The following is a 14,434-nucleotide window of genomic DNA, read 5'->3' on the forward strand; positions in this document are numbered from 1 at the left end:
ATGCATTGAGCGTCAACTACGACCCGATCGCCCGCGAATACTCCACCCACCGCCGGGCCTATCCCGGCCTGGCCGAACACCTGGCCGCCCTCGTGCCGGAGCACGGCACAGCGGCCGAGATCGGCTGCGGCACCGCCAACCACCTGCACGGCATCACCAAGCGGGTCAACTGCACGGCGGTCGGCCTCGACCCTTACGCCGGGATGCTGGAGATCGCCAGATCCGCAGGCAGCTCCGCGACCTTCGTCCAGGGCGTGGCGGACGACCTGTCGGCGCTCGGGATCGCGCCGGACAGTGCGGACCTGATCTTCAGCGTGGACATGGTGCACTACCTCGACGACCCCTCCGGGTACGCGGCCCAGGCGTGGACCTACGTGAAGCCCGGCGGGTACTTCTGCACGGCCACGGACTCCGAGTTGATCATCCGCAACAGGCAGCCGATGACCACCTACTTCCCCGGCACCGTCGCCCTGGAACTGGCCCGGCACCACGCGCTCGAGCGGTTGCAGCAGGCGTTCGGAGCAGCTGGCTTCGTCGCCGCCGAGCAGCGCGTCTTCGGCGAGGAGGGGACGCTCACGGACGCCTCCCGGTTCCGGGGCAAGGCCAACTCGGTGATGCACCTCCTGCCGGAGCAGGAGTGGCGGGACGGACTGGCCCGGCTCGAGGCCGACCTGGCGCACGGTCCCGTCCCCTCCAACAATCGGACCTGCCTGCTCACAGTGAGGAAGCCGTCGTGATCGGACGCTACGCCACCCCCGCTATGGCGGAACTGCTGAGCGACGGCCACCGCTACCGGGTCTGGCGCGAGGTCGAGGAGGCCGTCTGCCGCGCCTACGTCAGCCTCGGCCTGATGGACCCGCAGGTCCTGGCGGACGTGCTGGCCTCGGAGTCGCCCGACCCCGCCGAGATCAGGCGGGAGGAGCTCAGCCGCGACCACGAGGTGCTCGGTTTCCTGGCCGCATGGACACCGCTGATCCCCGACCGAAGCGCCGCGCAGGTGCACCGCGGGCTGACCAGCTACGACCTGGTGGACACCGCCAACGGCGTGATCCTCAAGGAGGCGGGAGGGCTGCTGCTGCGCGGGTGCGAGGAACTGCTCGGCGCTTTCCGCGAGCAGATCACCCGGCACTGGGCCACCCCGTGCCTCGGGCGCACCCACGGCATGGCGGCCCAGCCGACGACCTTCGGGCACCGGCTCGCCACGGTGGCCCTGGAACTGCGGCGAGCGGTGGAGGTGCTGGCGCGAGCATTTGAGGCGGTGGCCGTCGGTACTGTCTCCGGGGCGGTCGGCACCTACGTGGAGCTTCCGCTGGAGCTCGAAGCTGCGGTCCTCGACGAACTGGGCGTCGGCTGCGAGCCGTTGGCCACCCAGGTGGTGGGCCGTGACCGGCACGCCCAGCTGCTCAACGCACTGGCACTTGTCAGCGCCGTGGTGGAGCACCTCGCTGTCGATCTCCGGCTGCTCTCGCAGACCGGGGTGGAGGAGGTCGAGGAGCCCCGGCCACCGCTGTACCAGGGGTCGAGCATCATGCCCCACAAGCACAATCCGACCGGCAGCGAACGGCTTTGCGGGCTCGCCAGGATCGTCCGCGGCCACGCCGGAGCGGCATTGGAGACCGTGGCGCTCTGGAACGAGCGGGATCTGTCCAACTCCTGCGTCGAACGGGTTGCCACGGCTGACGCCCTGAGCGTGGTGGAGTACCAGGTCACCTTCGCCGCCGGACTACTGCGCGGCCTGCAGGTCCGGCCGGAGGTCATGCGCGACAATCTGCGCCGGGCCGCGGTGCGGCTCGGCAGCCCCCGGGCGATGATGCGGCTGGTGGACGCCGGGGCGAGCCGGGAGGAGGCGTACCGGCGGGTCCAGTCCGCCATCGACGCGGGAGACCCGGTCGCACTGGCCACAGTCGGCCTGGCCGAGGACGAGGGTCTCACTGAGAGCGCGCTGCAGCAGATGCTGCCGCACCGCAGCGCACTGTACGAACGAGTCATGAAGGAACTGGGATGACCATCACTTACGAACGCGTGCTGCCCACCGACGCCGATGTCGCCGAACTGGCCCAGGTGTACCGGGAGTCCGGACTCGCCGAGCGCCGACCGCTCGAGGACGGCGCGCGGTTCACGGCGATGGTGCGCGGGGCCAACCTGATCGTCGTCGCCCGGGAGGAGGGCCGCGCCGTCGGGGTCGCCCGCTGCCTGACCGACGACTGCTACGTCACCTACGTCAGCGACATAGCCGTCTCCCGCAGCCACCAGCGCAGTGGTGTCGGCAAGGCGATCCTGGACGAGATCGAGCGCCTGGTGCCGGGCGTGAAGCTGGTGCTGCTCGCGGCCCCCGACGCGGCCGGCTACTACCCGAAGGTCAGCTTCGACCAGCACCCCTCGGCCTGGGTGCGCCAGCCAGCCGAGGAGTGGAAGCGTGACTAGGCCGCCACTGGTCGGTGTCACCACCTATCAGGAGGACGCGTCCTGGCGCGGCTGGCACCGGCGCGCCTCGCTGGTTCCCCGGGACATCATCAAACCACTGGAGCAGGCGGGCGCCGCGGTCTGCCTGCTCCCCCCCGCAGCGGGCGAGCAGCACACGCTGCGGGCGGCCGCCGGCATCGACGCGCTGCTGCTGGTGGGCGGCCCGGACATCGCCCCGGGGATGTACCAGGGCGGCAGTGACGGTTCGACCCGGGACCGGGCGGAACGCACGCTGCTGCTGGACGCTCTGGACCGCGGGCTTCCCGTTCTTGGCATCTGCCGCGGCATGCAGCTGATCAACGTCTGCCTGGGTGGCACCCTGGAGCCAGACATCCAGCCCGCCGCCCGTGCAGCGCAGCACCAGCCCGCGGAGCCGCGTTTCGTGGACCGCAGGCTCCGCATCGACCCGGACCACCGCTTCGCCGGAATGTTCGGCGAGGATCCCGCCCTACCCTGCTTCCACCACCAAGCAGTGGACCAACTCGGCAAGGGCCTGCGGATCCTCGGCCGTGCGGAGGACGGCACCGCCGAGGTGGTGGCCTCCGACGAGCACGCCTTCGTGCTCGGGATCCAGGGGCACCCGGAGGCGCCCGGCTCCGGACGGGCGCACCCGGTCTTCGCCGCCCTGGTGAACCACGCCACCGGGAGGACGGCATGACCAGGTCCCTGCTGGAACGCACCATCGACATGGCCCGGGCCGGGCGGACCCTGGTAACGGACGAACCGATACCCACCGGCTGCCGACACCCCGACGGCTACATGGAGTACCTGGCCGGCGACGGCTACGCCTACGCCTCCGAGCCAGGCGGCGAAGTCTACCTCGGGGCGGACTCGCTCCAGTTCGCCGCATTCGTCCAGCAACTACGGCTGCGCGGACGCGCGCTCGACCTCGGGTCCGGCTCGGGGCTGCTGGCCGCCCGGTTGGCCCGGAGTTGCACGCACGTGACCGCGCTCGACAACAGCGCCGCCGCAGTCGGGGCGAGCCGGGCCACCCTCGCCGCGGAGTGCGCACCGGACCGCTTCGAGGTGGTGCACACGGACCTGTTCGCGTACCTGCGCGAGACGCGTCCGGTGGACGCGGTCGTCACCAACCTGCCCTTCGTCCCGGTGCCCGACGGCCTCTCCTACAGCGGCTACGGGGCGGGCGGGCCCACCGGTCTCAGCCTGGTCGAACGGGTGCTCACCGAACTTCCCGCAGTGCTCTCCGCGGAGGCGGTGTTCTGCCTGAAGGTCCACTGCGCGGTCGGTCCCCAGGGGCCGCTGGTCGCCGAGCCGATCCGACGCTTCCTGGAGCGGACCGGACACGCCGGCTGCCTGATGATCGACGGGGATGTGCCGATGGCGTTCCGGGCCGCTCAGTCCTCCCGGAACGCGGTTCCCTTCAACCCCGGGCACGATGACCTCCTCGGTGTCTTCGACCGCCACTACTCGCACCTCGGCGAAGAGTTCGTCAGCACGATCGTGGTGACCCAGTCGGCGTCGGGCTCGCTCCGGCCGGGCGAGCTGATCACCGTGGACCGGCGTCCCGCGCCCTCGGCGACAGCACCGGCTGGGGCCGTACCGCTGCCGCTGGTGCTCCGCCGCTACGGCGCACTGACGGCGCAGATGCCGGAGGGCTACGAGGAACTCGGCACCGCGGCCATGGTGGACGAGGTGGCCGCGCATGCCGAGCGGATCCTCGAACTCGCCGCCGCCGGTGCAGGGCTGGAGCAGTGCGTGCGGGAGGGGCTCCCCGGCGTGGCCGGACTGGACCCGGTGGCGGTCCGCGGCTACCTGGTCCCGGTGGACAGGCTGCGCCGGGCCGCCCAGGGGGAGGCCGGATGAGCATCACCGTCAGCACCGGCGTGCCGCACCACTGGGAACAGCGCTATCCAGGGGCCACGGTCTTCGCCGGGCGCCGCTGGATCGACCTCGGCTCCGTCTGGTACCCGGGCGAGCTGCTCACCCTGGAGGCGGTGGACGCCCAACTGGCGATCACCGGCGCGGTGGTGGAGACCCCGCTGAGCGCCGCCCGGCGCTGCCCGTGGTCCATTGCCTCGGGTGCCATGAGCGGACAGGGCTTCGCGGCCGACGGTCCGCATCCGTGGGCGGGACTGGAGGCGCAGGAGCTCTCGCCGGTCCTCTTCCTGATGTTCCCCTACTACCTCGGGGACGTCGTCGGTGGCGATGCCCGCCGCCCCGAGGCCCTGGACGTCTTCCTCGCAGACTGTGAGGGGTGGGCCCGCGCACAGGGCTGCCGCAGCGTCGCCTTCATGTACGGCACCGACATACCCGAGCAAGCGGCCGCGCTGGCCCGGGCCGGGTACGCCCGGGTCCCGGTCACCCAGCGCGGGGAGCTGCGGATCACCTGGTCCGACTGGGAGGGCTACCTGGCCGGCTTCCCGAGCCGACGCCGTCAGCGGCTCCGCAAGGACCGGGAGGCCATCGAGGCCGCTGGCGTGCGGCTGGCGGAGGAGCCGCTCCCCGACGATACGGCGCAGCTGGTCGAGCTCCGCTGCAACCTGCTGCGCAAGTACGGCGCGCTGCACTCGGTGGCGGACGAGCAATCCATGGTGGACCGGGTCGCCGCGCTGCGCCCCAGGGACTCGCTGACCATGATGACCGCCCGCCACGGCGGCAGGCTCGTCTCCTACACGGCCTTCGTCCAGGACGGCGTGCAATGGACGCCTATCTTGGCTGGTAGCGACTACTCCGACGAGAGCAGCAACTGCTACTTCGGGACCACGTTCTACCTGCCCGTCTCGCTGGCCGCCGGGCGCGGGGTGGAGGTCATTGATTACGGGGCCGGTGCCATCGCCACCAAGCAGTTGCGCGGCTGCGCGGTCACCGATCTGGTTGCGCACGTGCGGAGGCTCGGATGAGCGCGGGAGCCGCAGCCGTCGCCCCTGGGCCGGCCAAGGCCGATGCGCGCCGGCAGACGCGGCTGCTGCTGAGCGCGACCGCCGTGGACACCTTCGGCTCCGGTCTGAACTACGCGATCCTGAGCCTTTTCCTGGTGCGAGCCGTGGGGCTGAGCGGCACCGCCGCCGGAATCGTCATCGGCGTCGCCGCGGGGATAGCCCTGCCCGGCGGCTACCTCACCGGACGGGTCGTCGATGCGATCGGCCCACGGCGCCCGCTGATCGGCAGCTACTGCCTGCAGGGCGTCGCAGCGGCGCTGCTGCCGCTCGCCTCCGGCCCAGTCGGAGCCTGTCTGGCGCTGTCGGCCCTGATGTTCTTCACCGAGGGCTCCCGCGCCACCCGCTACGCCCTGATCGCCCGGATCGGCCCGGAGGGCGGGGTACGGCTGCGCGGCCGTTCGACCGTGGTGTCGAATGTGGCCGTGGCCGTGGGCGTGGGGGTCGGTGGCTTACTGGTCGGGATCGGCGACCCGTGGCTGCTGCGCTGCGGCCTGTGGGCGAACGCGGCCACCTTCCTGGTCGCCGCCCTGTTCCAGCAGCGCCTGGCTGAGCTCCCCGCCGCGCCCGGCGCAGGCGGCACGGCTCCGTTGGCGACGCGACCGACCGCGGGATCGCCGTTCCGGGACACGGGGTACCTGCGCGTGGTTCTCGTGAACGCGGTGCTCATGATCCAGGCGCAGATCCTCACCATCGGCTATCCGCTCTGGGTGGCGAGTTCCGGCCGGGTGCCGCTATGGACGACCTCGGTGCTCTTCGTCCTCAACACCCTCCTGGTCGTCACTTTCCAGATGCGAGTGGTGGGGCAGATCGGATCGCACGGCGACGCCGCCGCCGGCTGGCGCCGGGCAGGCCTTCTCTTCCTGCTCGGTTGCACGGTGACCGGCGTGGTGGTCGGGTTCCCCGCGCTGCCGTGGGCGGCGACGCTGACACTGGTTCTCGCCGCTGTGACGGTGCACACCTTCGGCGAGATATGGCACGGCAGCGGCCAGTTCTTCCTGGCGCTGGGGCTGGCCGAGCCGACGCAGCAGGGCCGCTACCAGGGCCTCTTCAATCTGGGTGAGGGCGTCGCGGGCTTCATGGCACCGCTGTTCGTCGGCTACCTGTGCACCGGTGCCGGAGCTTGGGGCTGGATCGGCCTGGGCGTGGCGCTGGCGTCGGCGGGTCTGGCAGCCGGTCCGGTGGTGCGGTCGGCCGAGCGGAACCGGCCATACCCCGAGGCGGAAGCCGGTTGACATCAAGCGACCTGTCCGGGTTAGTGCTGATTCATTCTTGTTGCCGATTCACCCACTTCCGTCACCTTGTCTCGTAATGCGTAGGTCTCGGGTTCGAATCCCGAAGGCGGCTCACCTTGTGACCAGCGGTTTCCTTCAGGAAGCCGCTGGTCTTTTTTAGTCCGCGCTCGCGCTGAGTACGCCTTCGCGCGTATTCAGAACTACAAGATCCCGCGTGATTGCCGACAGCGCGGCGACGGTCTTCACCACGCGGTCCGCGCCGTTGGCCACATGCGCAACCTCGTCCTGGCCGCATGATCAGAACACTCGAAACCGGGCCCTGACTTGAAGATCACAGTCTTCTGCAATGCGCTTTAGCGCAGCGGCAGTTGCTCGTACGTGAGGGCGAACACTTCCTTCCACGGCGGACCAGCTGCACAGTGTCAGCCGCTCCGCCAACGTGTCAGCTGCCTCCGCCGCCGTCTCAGTCCCCGCATATGCCCCCGCAGGACGAGGAGGAGCTGCCACACGACGAACCGCCGTCGGACGAACCGCCGGCGCACGAGAACGGGCTGCTGCCCCCGCCGGCCGACCAACTGCCGCCGTCACCTCCGCTACGCGAAGCGCCGCTGCCCGGCTCGACGTCGCCGCCGGCGGCAACGACCACCGACACGATGAGCACGAGCACTGCGAGCGCCACGAAGATCCCGATCACTGCTACGAAGTACTCCACCGTCCTCACGACCCCCTGTCCGAAGCATCCCCTGAAGGATGCCCCCGGCCCCCGAGGGCCAAAGCGGACTTGAGCAACCCCAGAGGTGCCGCGCAGGATGGCCGCTCGCCGCGAGGTACGGACCGCGGCGACCGCGGCGCTGAAGGATCAGCTCAGCCCTTGGCGGCCTCGTCGATGCGTCGGCGGAGGCGCCGCATCCCGCGGAGCCACCGTTCGGTGTCGGTCGCCCGGAAGCCGTAGTGGTCCCGTACTTCCGGGTGGGGAAGGATGAGGAACCGCCCGTCCGCGAGCCCCTCCATGACCTCGTCGGCCACTTGCTCGGGTTCGAGGACCGCTCCGGCGAGCACTGCCTTGGCGGCCGCGTCGGTTCTCTCGTACATCTCGGTGCGAACGCCCAGCGGGCACAGGACCTGGACCGTCAGGCCCTTGTCGCCGTGGGTGGCCGAGAGCCACTCGGCGAAGGCCAGCGCGCCGTGCTTGGACACCGAGTACGACGCCGATTCGAGGTGGGTGAGCAGGCCTGCTGCGGAGACCGTGGCCAGGAAGTGGCCGCGTCCCCGTTCCAGCCACGGCCCGATCAGGTGACGGGCCGCCCGCACATGACCCATGACGTTCACCTGCCAGACCTGGTCCCACACCTCCTCCGGGGTGTGCTCCCCGCCGCCGGGCTCGATGCCCGCATTCGCGCAGAACAGGTCGATCTCGCCGAGGTGGGCGCGCGCCGCCGCCACCAGGGCGGCCACGCTCTCCTCCGCGCCTGCGTCGCCCGGCACGGCGAGCCCGCCGACCTCGGCAGCGACCCGGGCGGCTGCCGCGCCGTCCAGATCGTTGACCACGAGCCGGGCACCCTCGGCGGCGAACCGGCGGGCGAGCGCCGCACCGATGCCCGACCCGGCCCCAGTGACGACCACACCCGCGTCCTTGAGGTCCATGGCTGCCATCTGTTTCACTCGTCCCCGACCTTGAGCACCAGCTTGCCGAGGTTCTCACCGCGGAACAGCCGCAGCAGGGTCTCGGGGAATGCCGCGACCCCGCCGGAAACCACGTCCTCCATCGACCGCAGCCGGCCCGCCGCCAGCCACTCGGCCAGCTGTGTGGTGGCCTCGGCGTACCGGTCGGCGTAGTCGAAGACGACCATTCCGGTCATGGAGGCGCGGTTGACGAGCAGCGACATGTAGTTGCTCGGTCCCTTGACCGGCTCGGTGTTGTTGTACTGGGAGATCGCGCCGCAGATGACGATCCGGGCGCCGCGCGCCAGCCTGGTCAGCACCGCGTCCAGGATGTCACCGCCGACGTTGTCGAAGTAGACGTCCACACCCTCCGGGGCGTGCTCGCGCAGGGCCTTGCGCACATCCTCGGTCTGGTAGTCGATCGCGGCGTCGAAGCCGAACTCCTCCACCACCAAACGGCACTTGCGCTCTCCGCCTGCGATGCCGATGACCCGGCAGCCGAGGATCTTGGCGACCTGCCCGACCACATTCCCGACCGCGCCCGCCGCTCCGGAAACCACGACGGTCTGCCCCGGCTTCGGGAGTCCGATGTCGAGCAGACCGAAGTAGGCCGTCATGCCCGACATGCCGAGAGTGCCGAGATACACCGGCAGTGGCGCCAGCGCCGGATCGACCTTCGTGACCCCGCGCCCGTCCGACACGCAGTACTCCTGCACACCGAACGAGCCCGACACGTGGTCCCCTACCGCGAAGTCGGGGTGCCGGGAGGCGATGACCCGGCCTACCGCTCCGGCGCGCATCACTTCGCCGATTTCGACGGGCCGGATGTACGACTTGCCCGCGTTCATCCAGCCACGCATCGCCGGGTCGATCGACAGGTAGAGCACCTGCACCAGCAGCTCGCCGTCTCCCGGCTCGGCGACCGGCTCCTCGACGTACTCCCAGTCGGTGGACCGGGGCTGCCCCACGGGGCGTGCGGCCAGGTGCAATTGATGGTTGGTGCGGCTCATCTCTGCAGCTCCTCGACTTGCATACCGACTGGTAGGTACGGGCCTCGTGAGGCTAGGTCCTGCCGAACCAGGACGCAAGTGGTCCCACCAGCGGCCGCGCGTGGTGCGCATCACATCGCGGCCGCGGTGGGGCATTTCAGTGATCTTGCGATTCCCTGTGGTCGCTAGCGGCGGGCCGCCGGGGTGTGCCGGGTGCGGCCGAAGAGAGCTGCGCGCAATGGCGGGCCGAACACGCGGTGGACATCGGCGGCGGTCAGCCCCGCGGCTGGGGGCAGTGGATTCAGGTATCTGGTGAAGATCAGACCGGCGATCACGCCGACGGCGGCGGTGGCGCGCTCGGTCGCGTCCGGGCCGCCCAGAAATTCAGCAATTCCGCCGAGCAGCTCGCGTTCGAGGTACTCGCGGAACACGTCCATCACGTTCTCGTCCTGCAGCGCCATCCGGTGGGGTATCTGCAGCGGTTCGCTGTGGTCCCACGCGTCGGTGACCGCGACCAGCAGCCGCTCAGGCAGGCCGGCCCGTTCGCCGGCCAGGGCTGTGGACAGGGCGAGTGATTCGCCGCACGGCAGCGTCACCGACTCGCCGAACAGGCCCTGCTTGTTCCCGAAGTGGTAGCTGATCAGGGCCGAGTCGACCCCGGCCGCGGCCGCGACCGCGCGCACGGTCGTGCCACGGTAGCCACGTTCCAGGAACAGGCCGCGGGCGGCCTCGACGATGTGGGCTTTCGTGGCCGGATTGCCGCGGGGCCGACCGCGAGTTTTATTCATCAAGGTTGAAATCTTGCGGCGCCGATCGTCAGTGTCAAGGCACCCCAAGCCCGGACCTCCCGGGGCGGGGTGAAGGAGAACGCCATGCGTATCGTCGTCTTCGGCGCGGGTGGCCCGACCGGCCGCCAGGTGATCGAGCAGGCCCTGGCCGCGGGACACGAGGTCTCCGCGGTGACCCGCCGCCCGGAACTGCTCCCGCCGCAAGAGGGGTTGACCGTAGTCGGAGCCGACGTCACCGACGCCGAAGCGGTCGACAAAGTGGTCGTCGGCAGCGAGGCGGTCCTGTCCGCCCTCGGGGTTCCCTTCAGCCGCAAACCGATCACCACGTACTCGCAAGGGGCGACCAACATCGTCGCCGCCATGCAGCACAACGCCGTGCGGCGGCTGGTGGTGGTCAGCTCCAGCGTCGCCGATCCCGCGTGGCGCCCCACCGGGGAGTTCTTCTTCAACCGGGTGATGGACCCGTACTTCAACAGGGTCGCGGGCCGGACCCTGCACGAGGACATGCGCCGGATGGAATCGGTGGTCAGGGCAAGCGATCTCGACTGGACGATCGCCCGGCCGTGCGGGCTGTTCGACAACCCGACGGTGACGGACTACGAACTCGCCGAGAACAGCGCCGACGGTTTGTTCACGGCTCGCGCCGATCTCGCCGCGAGCATGCTGCGGCAGCTTGAGGACAACCGCTTCGTCCGGAAGGCGATGGGAGTGATCACGACGGAGGTCAGGCCCAGCATCGTCAAGCTGATGTGGAACGAGGGCGTCAAGAAGAAGTAGCCGCCTCGGTTGGCGCGGACCCGGCAACCTCGTTCGCACACAGGGAAGTTCACGATGCCACTCGCTCTTCCGCATTGGGGCGCGGCCTTCCTGGCCGATCGCCTTCCCGGCACGCTCGCCACCCTCCGTCCCGATGGCACACCTCACGTGGTCGCGGTTCGCTTCACCTGGGACCCCGAGGCAGGGCACGCCCGCGTCATGACGCGCGGATCCACCCGCAAGGTCCACAACCTGCTCAACAATCCGCGCGCCGCCCTGTTCCAGATGACAGGCTCGCGCTGGATCACCCTCGAAGGATCCGCGACGGTGTCCGACGATCCTCGGCGCTTAGCTCGGGGCGTACGGGACTACGCCAGGCGGTACGGGGTGCTGCCGCCCAATCCGCCGGGGCGCGTGGTGATCGAGATTGAGGTGGACCGGGTGATGGCCTGTCCGGCGTCGGACCGTCTCGGCACGGTCACAGGACGAACCCGGTGTTCTTCGTCTCTGGGATCCCCTGGCGCCCAAGCCAAGTGAGCAGGCAGCATCCCGTCAGCGGAAGGAGGCGGGTGAGATGCTCACGAATGAACAGCTCGACCGGTTTGTCGCGGACGGCTTCGTTCATCTCCCGGTGCGTTCCCCTGCGAGCTCGCTGCCGAATGCCGGGCGCTGCTGTGGGAGCGCACCGGCTTGCTTGGACCCCTCCGACTCGGCGACGTGGACCAGGCCAGTGGTGAGGATCCGGACCTGTACGGACGGGCTGTCCGGGCAGCCAACACCCCGGTGCTGCATGCGGCGTTCGACCAGTTGGTGGGTGCCGGCCGCTGGATGCCCCGCTCCAGTCTCGGTACGTTTCCGATTCGCTTCCCCCACCCTGACGATCCCGGCGACACGGGTTGGCACATCGAGGGCAGCTGGTGTTGCTCGTCGGCCGACGCGACGGCGGTCAGTCGAGGTACGTACTGGTCAGCCCGAGGACCCTCGAGCCGTCGAGATCGGCGAGCTTGGTGCCGGTGAAGGTGCGGGCCCAGTCGGAGGTCTGGATGCGGAAGGCGGGCTGTTCGGCGGTGAGGGCTTCGAGGACGGATTCAGCCGCCTGTGCCGGGGTCTGCGCGGAGTCGGCGAACATGGTCCGGGTGCGGGTGGCGTACGCCTGGAGGGGCGCCGCGTAAGGGCCGGCGGCGGCGATCAGGGCTGCCGGGTCGATCCCGAGGTTGCTGACGAACTCGGTCGCCACGGCGCCGGGTTCGACGACGGAGACGGTCATTCCGGCCTTGGCGGCCACCGGTGCGAGGCTCTCCATGAAGCCCTCGACGGCGAACTTGGCCGCGCAGTAGGCCTCGTTGAAGGGCTGGCCGACGACGCCGCCGACGGATGTGACGGTGATCAGGCGGCCGCCGGCCGCGCGCAGGTGGGGCAGGGCGGCCTTGGTGACCTGGACGACGCCGAAGAAGTTGACCTCCATGACGCGCCGTACATCCTCGACGGTCTCGTTCTCGATCGTGCCGACGTGGCCGGCGCCCGCGTTGTTGACGACCGCGTCGAGGTGGCCGTAGTCGGCGACGACACCCTCGATGGCGGCGGTGACGGAGGACGGGTCGGTGACGTCGAGCTGCCGGATGTCCAACTCGACCCCGGCGGTCTCGGCGGCCTTGCGCAGGGCATCGGCGCGGGCGGGGTCGCGCAGCGTGGCGACCGTGCGCCAGCCCGCCTCGGCGGCGGCGGCGGCGACGGCGGCGGCGAGGCCGATGCCGGAGGAGGTGCCGGTGATCAGGACGACCTTGGGGGACATGGTGGACCTCTCGTTGAAAGGCATGGGGCGGACGGCATCAACCATCCAGTGCGTGTGCACACACATTATCTTTGTGTGTGCACACACGCAACCTCTATGCTCGTTCCATGGCGACTCGCAAGCTCAATCAGGGGGAGATGCCCCTGCCCGACCATGCCTTTTACGGTCTCGTGTGGGCGGGAACCGTGCTCACCGAGCGCGTGGGCCGTGCCCTGACCAAGGCCCACGACCTGCCGCTGTCCTGGTTCGAGGTGATGCTGTGGCTGGCCTCCCAGGACGAGCCGGTCTCCGCCTCGTCCCTCGGCAACAGCACCATGCTCAGCCGTAGCCAGGTCTCGCGCGTGCTCGATGCGCTCCAGGAGCGCGGACTGGTCTCACGCACGCCCTCCACGCGCGACGCGCGCGCGGTCGAGGTCGCGCTCACCGCTGAGGGCCGGCACCGCTTCGAGGAGGCCGACGCCACGCGGCGTGCGTGCCTGGCGCCGGTCTTCACCGACGTCCTCGACGAGGCGGACCTCAGGGCCCTGGACGCGGTCTGGCGCAAGCTCAAGCAGCACAAGGACGCATGAGGCCGACGCGGTCCTGGCAGGTCTGGGGATCTGGACCACCACGCCCCCGCCCGCGGTCACACTCCTCCGTCGCGGCGTGTCATACCTCTGACGGACCGAACTGACGGACCGAACACCGTCCACGTGACGAGCAGCATGACCACCACCTGAGGAGTGCGCCATGACCGAAGGCATCAAGACGATCATCTACCCCGTGAAGGACCTTGCGAGCGCGAAAGCCCTGTTCACCAGGCTGCTGGGCGTCGAGCCCAGCATGGACGAGCCGTACTACGTCGGCTTCCGGGTCGCGGGCCAGGACGTCGGTCTCGATCCCCACGGCCACAGCAGGGGCATGACCGGCCCCGTCGCCTACTGGAACGTGGACGACATCAAGAGCAGCGTGAAGGCACTTCTCGACGCCGGGGCGGATGAGGTGGAAGGCGTCAAGGACGTCGGCGGCGGCAAGCTGACCGCCCTGGTGAAGGACGCGGACGGCAACGTCATCGGCCTCATTCAGCCTGCTTGAGGGTACGAGTCACCTCAGCGGCGCGGGCGGCGCGGTCACCAGGGCAGCATGCGGTGACCGCGCCGCCCGTCCGCGACGACGTCGACGCCAAGGAGGCCGCTTCGGATGACCCCGCCCGCCCGGACCCCGGAACAACGCAAGCAGGACGCACTGATTCGGCTCGAGCAGGACGTCGACGCCTGGGTGGCGACGGCCGACCCGGAGAGCGGGACGCCTTATCTGGTGCCGTTGTCCTTCCTGTGGGACGGCGTCACGCTGCTGGTGGCCACGCAGTCCTCCAGCCCGACCAGCCGCAATCTGCAGGCCACCGGAAAGGTCCGCCTCGGCATCGGCCCGACTCGCGATCTCGTACTCGTCGAGGGAACCGTGCTCGCACTGGAAGCCGCCGAGCTGAAGGACGAGGTCGGCGACGCATTCGCGGCCAAGACGGGGTTCGATCCGCGTGAACTGACCAGCCGCTACCTCTACTTCCGGATTCATCCGCAGCGGATCCAGGCCTGGCGCGAGGCCAATGAGATCGAGGGCCGCGAGCTGATGAGCGGTGGGCACTGGGTCGTCGCCTGACACACGGATCACGCCAACGGCCATCCGCCCGGACGGGGTTCGACCGCGTCGTCCGGGCGGAGACACCTCTGATGCGTCCCCGGGAGCACCGGGACAGGCCCGCTGGAAGGAACTGCGGATCCGGCCGCGCGGCGACACTCCCCCGAGTGTGGCTTCCACGCCGAGCACCGGCCGGCCGGATCCGATGCATCGATCCAAACAGTCGTCGCCAACA

The 14,434-nt window shown here is 70.0% G+C and carries 17 protein-coding genes and 1 pseudogene; 13 read left to right on the top strand and 5 right to left on the bottom strand.

Annotation, left to right across the window (positions count from 1 at the left end):
• Positions 1 to 5 precede the first annotated feature (5 nt).
• The 8 genes and pseudogenes from ACZ3H8_RS20765 to ACZ3H8_RS20800 all read left to right on the top strand — a co-directional run.
• Positions 6 to 737 (top strand): class I SAM-dependent methyltransferase, encoded by a 732-nt coding sequence (locus ACZ3H8_RS20765; protein WP_467403854.1) that lies wholly within the window; start codon positions 6 to 8, stop codon positions 735 to 737.
• A complete protein-coding gene (locus ACZ3H8_RS20770; protein WP_467403856.1) occupies positions 734 to 2,005 on the top strand; it encodes a lyase family protein in 1,272 nt (423 codons plus the stop codon). The genes ACZ3H8_RS20765 and ACZ3H8_RS20770 overlap by 4 nt, the downstream gene beginning before the upstream one ends.
• On the top strand, positions 2,002 to 2,424 hold the full coding sequence (locus ACZ3H8_RS20775; protein WP_467403858.1) for a GNAT family N-acetyltransferase: 423 nt from the start codon (positions 2,002 to 2,004) through the stop codon (positions 2,422 to 2,424). The genes ACZ3H8_RS20770 and ACZ3H8_RS20775 overlap by 4 nt, the downstream gene beginning before the upstream one ends.
• Positions 2,417 to 3,121 carry a gamma-glutamyl-gamma-aminobutyrate hydrolase family protein gene (locus ACZ3H8_RS20780; protein WP_467403861.1) on the top strand — a complete coding sequence of 235 codons (705 nt, stop codon included), beginning with the start codon at positions 2,417 to 2,419 and terminating at the stop codon, positions 3,119 to 3,121. Before ACZ3H8_RS20775 ends, ACZ3H8_RS20780 begins: the two co-directional genes overlap by 8 nt.
• Positions 3,118 to 4,287, top strand: coding sequence for a methyltransferase (locus tag ACZ3H8_RS20785; protein ID WP_467403863.1), 1,170 nt, complete (start codon positions 3,118 to 3,120; stop codon positions 4,285 to 4,287). Before ACZ3H8_RS20780 ends, ACZ3H8_RS20785 begins: the two co-directional genes overlap by 4 nt.
• Positions 4,284 to 5,324, top strand: a complete 1,041-nt coding sequence (locus ACZ3H8_RS20790; protein ID WP_467403865.1) for a GNAT family N-acetyltransferase — start codon at positions 4,284 to 4,286, stop codon at positions 5,322 to 5,324. Before ACZ3H8_RS20785 ends, ACZ3H8_RS20790 begins: the two co-directional genes overlap by 4 nt.
• Entirely contained in the window at positions 5,321 to 6,595 is a 1,275-nt protein-coding gene (locus tag ACZ3H8_RS20795) for an MFS transporter (protein WP_467403868.1), read from the top strand. The genes ACZ3H8_RS20790 and ACZ3H8_RS20795 overlap by 4 nt, the downstream gene beginning before the upstream one ends.
• A 159-nt stretch (positions 6,596 to 6,754) precedes the next feature.
• Positions 6,755 to 6,892, top strand: a pseudogene (locus ACZ3H8_RS20800) (IS5/IS1182 family transposase); the annotation flags it as partial.
• 166 nt (positions 6,893 to 7,058) lie between these two features.
• Here ACZ3H8_RS20800 and ACZ3H8_RS20805 read toward each other — a convergent pair.
• The 4 genes from ACZ3H8_RS20805 to ACZ3H8_RS20820 all read right to left on the bottom strand — a co-directional run bounded on the left by ACZ3H8_RS20805 (position 7,059) and on the right by ACZ3H8_RS20820 (position 10,034).
• Positions 7,059 to 7,307 carry a hypothetical protein gene (locus ACZ3H8_RS20805; protein ID WP_467403871.1) on the bottom strand — a complete coding sequence of 83 codons (249 nt, stop codon included), beginning with the start codon at positions 7,305 to 7,307 and terminating at the stop codon, positions 7,059 to 7,061.
• A 152-nt stretch (positions 7,308 to 7,459) separates the two neighbouring features.
• A complete protein-coding gene (locus tag ACZ3H8_RS20810) occupies positions 7,460 to 8,248 on the bottom strand; it encodes an SDR family NAD(P)-dependent oxidoreductase (RefSeq protein ID WP_467404092.1) in 789 nt (262 codons plus the stop codon).
• A gap of 5 nt (positions 8,249 to 8,253) precedes the next feature.
• Positions 8,254 to 9,267 (bottom strand): NADP-dependent oxidoreductase, encoded by a 1,014-nt coding sequence (locus ACZ3H8_RS20815; protein ID WP_467403874.1) that lies wholly within the window; start codon positions 9,265 to 9,267, stop codon positions 8,254 to 8,256.
• A 164-nt stretch (positions 9,268 to 9,431) separates the two neighbouring features.
• Positions 9,432 to 10,034 carry a TetR/AcrR family transcriptional regulator gene (locus ACZ3H8_RS20820; RefSeq protein ID WP_398993004.1) on the bottom strand — a complete coding sequence of 201 codons (603 nt, stop codon included), beginning with the start codon at positions 10,032 to 10,034 and terminating at the stop codon, positions 9,432 to 9,434.
• Between the two features lie 84 nt (positions 10,035 to 10,118).
• Here ACZ3H8_RS20820 and ACZ3H8_RS20825 point away from each other — a divergent pair, with 84 nt between their 5' ends.
• Together ACZ3H8_RS20825 and ACZ3H8_RS20830 are read left to right on the top strand one after the other, a co-directional pair.
• Positions 10,119 to 10,811, top strand: coding sequence for an NAD(P)-dependent oxidoreductase (locus ACZ3H8_RS20825; RefSeq protein ID WP_467403876.1), 693 nt, complete (start codon positions 10,119 to 10,121; stop codon positions 10,809 to 10,811).
• A gap of 54 nt (positions 10,812 to 10,865) precedes the next feature.
• On the top strand, positions 10,866 to 11,327 hold the full coding sequence (locus tag ACZ3H8_RS20830) for a pyridoxamine 5'-phosphate oxidase family protein (RefSeq protein WP_467403879.1): 462 nt from the start codon (positions 10,866 to 10,868) through the stop codon (positions 11,325 to 11,327).
• 409 nt (positions 11,328 to 11,736) lie between these two features.
• On the opposite strand, the gene ACZ3H8_RS20835 is transcribed toward ACZ3H8_RS20830, so the two are convergent.
• On the bottom strand, positions 11,737 to 12,606 hold the full coding sequence (locus ACZ3H8_RS20835; protein WP_467403882.1) for an SDR family oxidoreductase: 870 nt from the start codon (positions 12,604 to 12,606) through the stop codon (positions 11,737 to 11,739).
• 83 nt (positions 12,607 to 12,689) lie between these two features.
• Here ACZ3H8_RS20835 and ACZ3H8_RS20840 point away from each other — a divergent pair, with 83 nt between their 5' ends.
• From ACZ3H8_RS20840 to ACZ3H8_RS20850, 3 genes are all read left to right on the top strand, one after another.
• Positions 12,690 to 13,151: a MarR family winged helix-turn-helix transcriptional regulator gene (locus tag ACZ3H8_RS20840; protein ID WP_398992889.1), complete on the top strand. Its 462-nt coding sequence runs from the start codon at positions 12,690 to 12,692 to the stop codon at positions 13,149 to 13,151.
• Between the two features lie 160 nt (positions 13,152 to 13,311).
• Positions 13,312 to 13,656: a VOC family protein gene (locus ACZ3H8_RS20845; RefSeq protein ID WP_467403884.1), complete on the top strand. Its 345-nt coding sequence runs from the start codon at positions 13,312 to 13,314 to the stop codon at positions 13,654 to 13,656.
• A gap of 105 nt (positions 13,657 to 13,761) precedes the next feature.
• Complete coding sequence (locus ACZ3H8_RS20850; RefSeq protein WP_467403885.1) at positions 13,762 to 14,220, top strand: pyridoxamine 5'-phosphate oxidase family protein; 459 nt, start codon at positions 13,762 to 13,764, stop codon at positions 14,218 to 14,220.
• The last annotated feature ends 214 nt before the right edge of the window (positions 14,221 to 14,434 follow it).

The sequence above is a fragment of the Streptomyces sp. NPDC002868 genome (assembly GCF_055563295.1).

Coding starts and splice junctions, on each gene's coding strand:
- ACZ3H8_RS20810 (WP_467404092.1), bottom strand. CDS start 8,248: ATGGCAGCCATGGACCTCAAGGACGCGGGTGTGGTCGTCACTGGGGCC.
- ACZ3H8_RS20835 (WP_467403882.1), bottom strand. CDS start 12,606: ATGCCTTTCAACGAGAGGTCCACCATGTCCCCCAAGGTCGTCCTGATC.
- ACZ3H8_RS20775 (WP_467403858.1), top strand. CDS start 2,002: ATGACCATCACTTACGAACGCGTGCTGCCCACCGACGCCGATGTCGCC.
- ACZ3H8_RS20820 (WP_398993004.1), bottom strand. CDS start 10,034: ATGAATAAAACTCGCGGTCGGCCCCGCGGCAATCCGGCCACGAAAGCC.
- ACZ3H8_RS20840 (WP_398992889.1), top strand. CDS start 12,690: ATGGCGACTCGCAAGCTCAATCAGGGGGAGATGCCCCTGCCCGACCAT.
- ACZ3H8_RS20785 (WP_467403863.1), top strand. CDS start 3,118: ATGACCAGGTCCCTGCTGGAACGCACCATCGACATGGCCCGGGCCGGG.
- ACZ3H8_RS20790 (WP_467403865.1), top strand. CDS start 4,284: ATGAGCATCACCGTCAGCACCGGCGTGCCGCACCACTGGGAACAGCGC.
- ACZ3H8_RS20845 (WP_467403884.1), top strand. CDS start 13,312: ATGACCGAAGGCATCAAGACGATCATCTACCCCGTGAAGGACCTTGCG.
- ACZ3H8_RS20825 (WP_467403876.1), top strand. CDS start 10,119: ATGCGTATCGTCGTCTTCGGCGCGGGTGGCCCGACCGGCCGCCAGGTG.
- ACZ3H8_RS20850 (WP_467403885.1), top strand. CDS start 13,762: ATGACCCCGCCCGCCCGGACCCCGGAACAACGCAAGCAGGACGCACTG.
- ACZ3H8_RS20830 (WP_467403879.1), top strand. CDS start 10,866: ATGCCACTCGCTCTTCCGCATTGGGGCGCGGCCTTCCTGGCCGATCGC.
- ACZ3H8_RS20815 (WP_467403874.1), bottom strand. CDS start 9,267: ATGAGCCGCACCAACCATCAATTGCACCTGGCCGCACGCCCCGTGGGG.
- ACZ3H8_RS20795 (WP_467403868.1), top strand. CDS start 5,321: ATGAGCGCGGGAGCCGCAGCCGTCGCCCCTGGGCCGGCCAAGGCCGAT.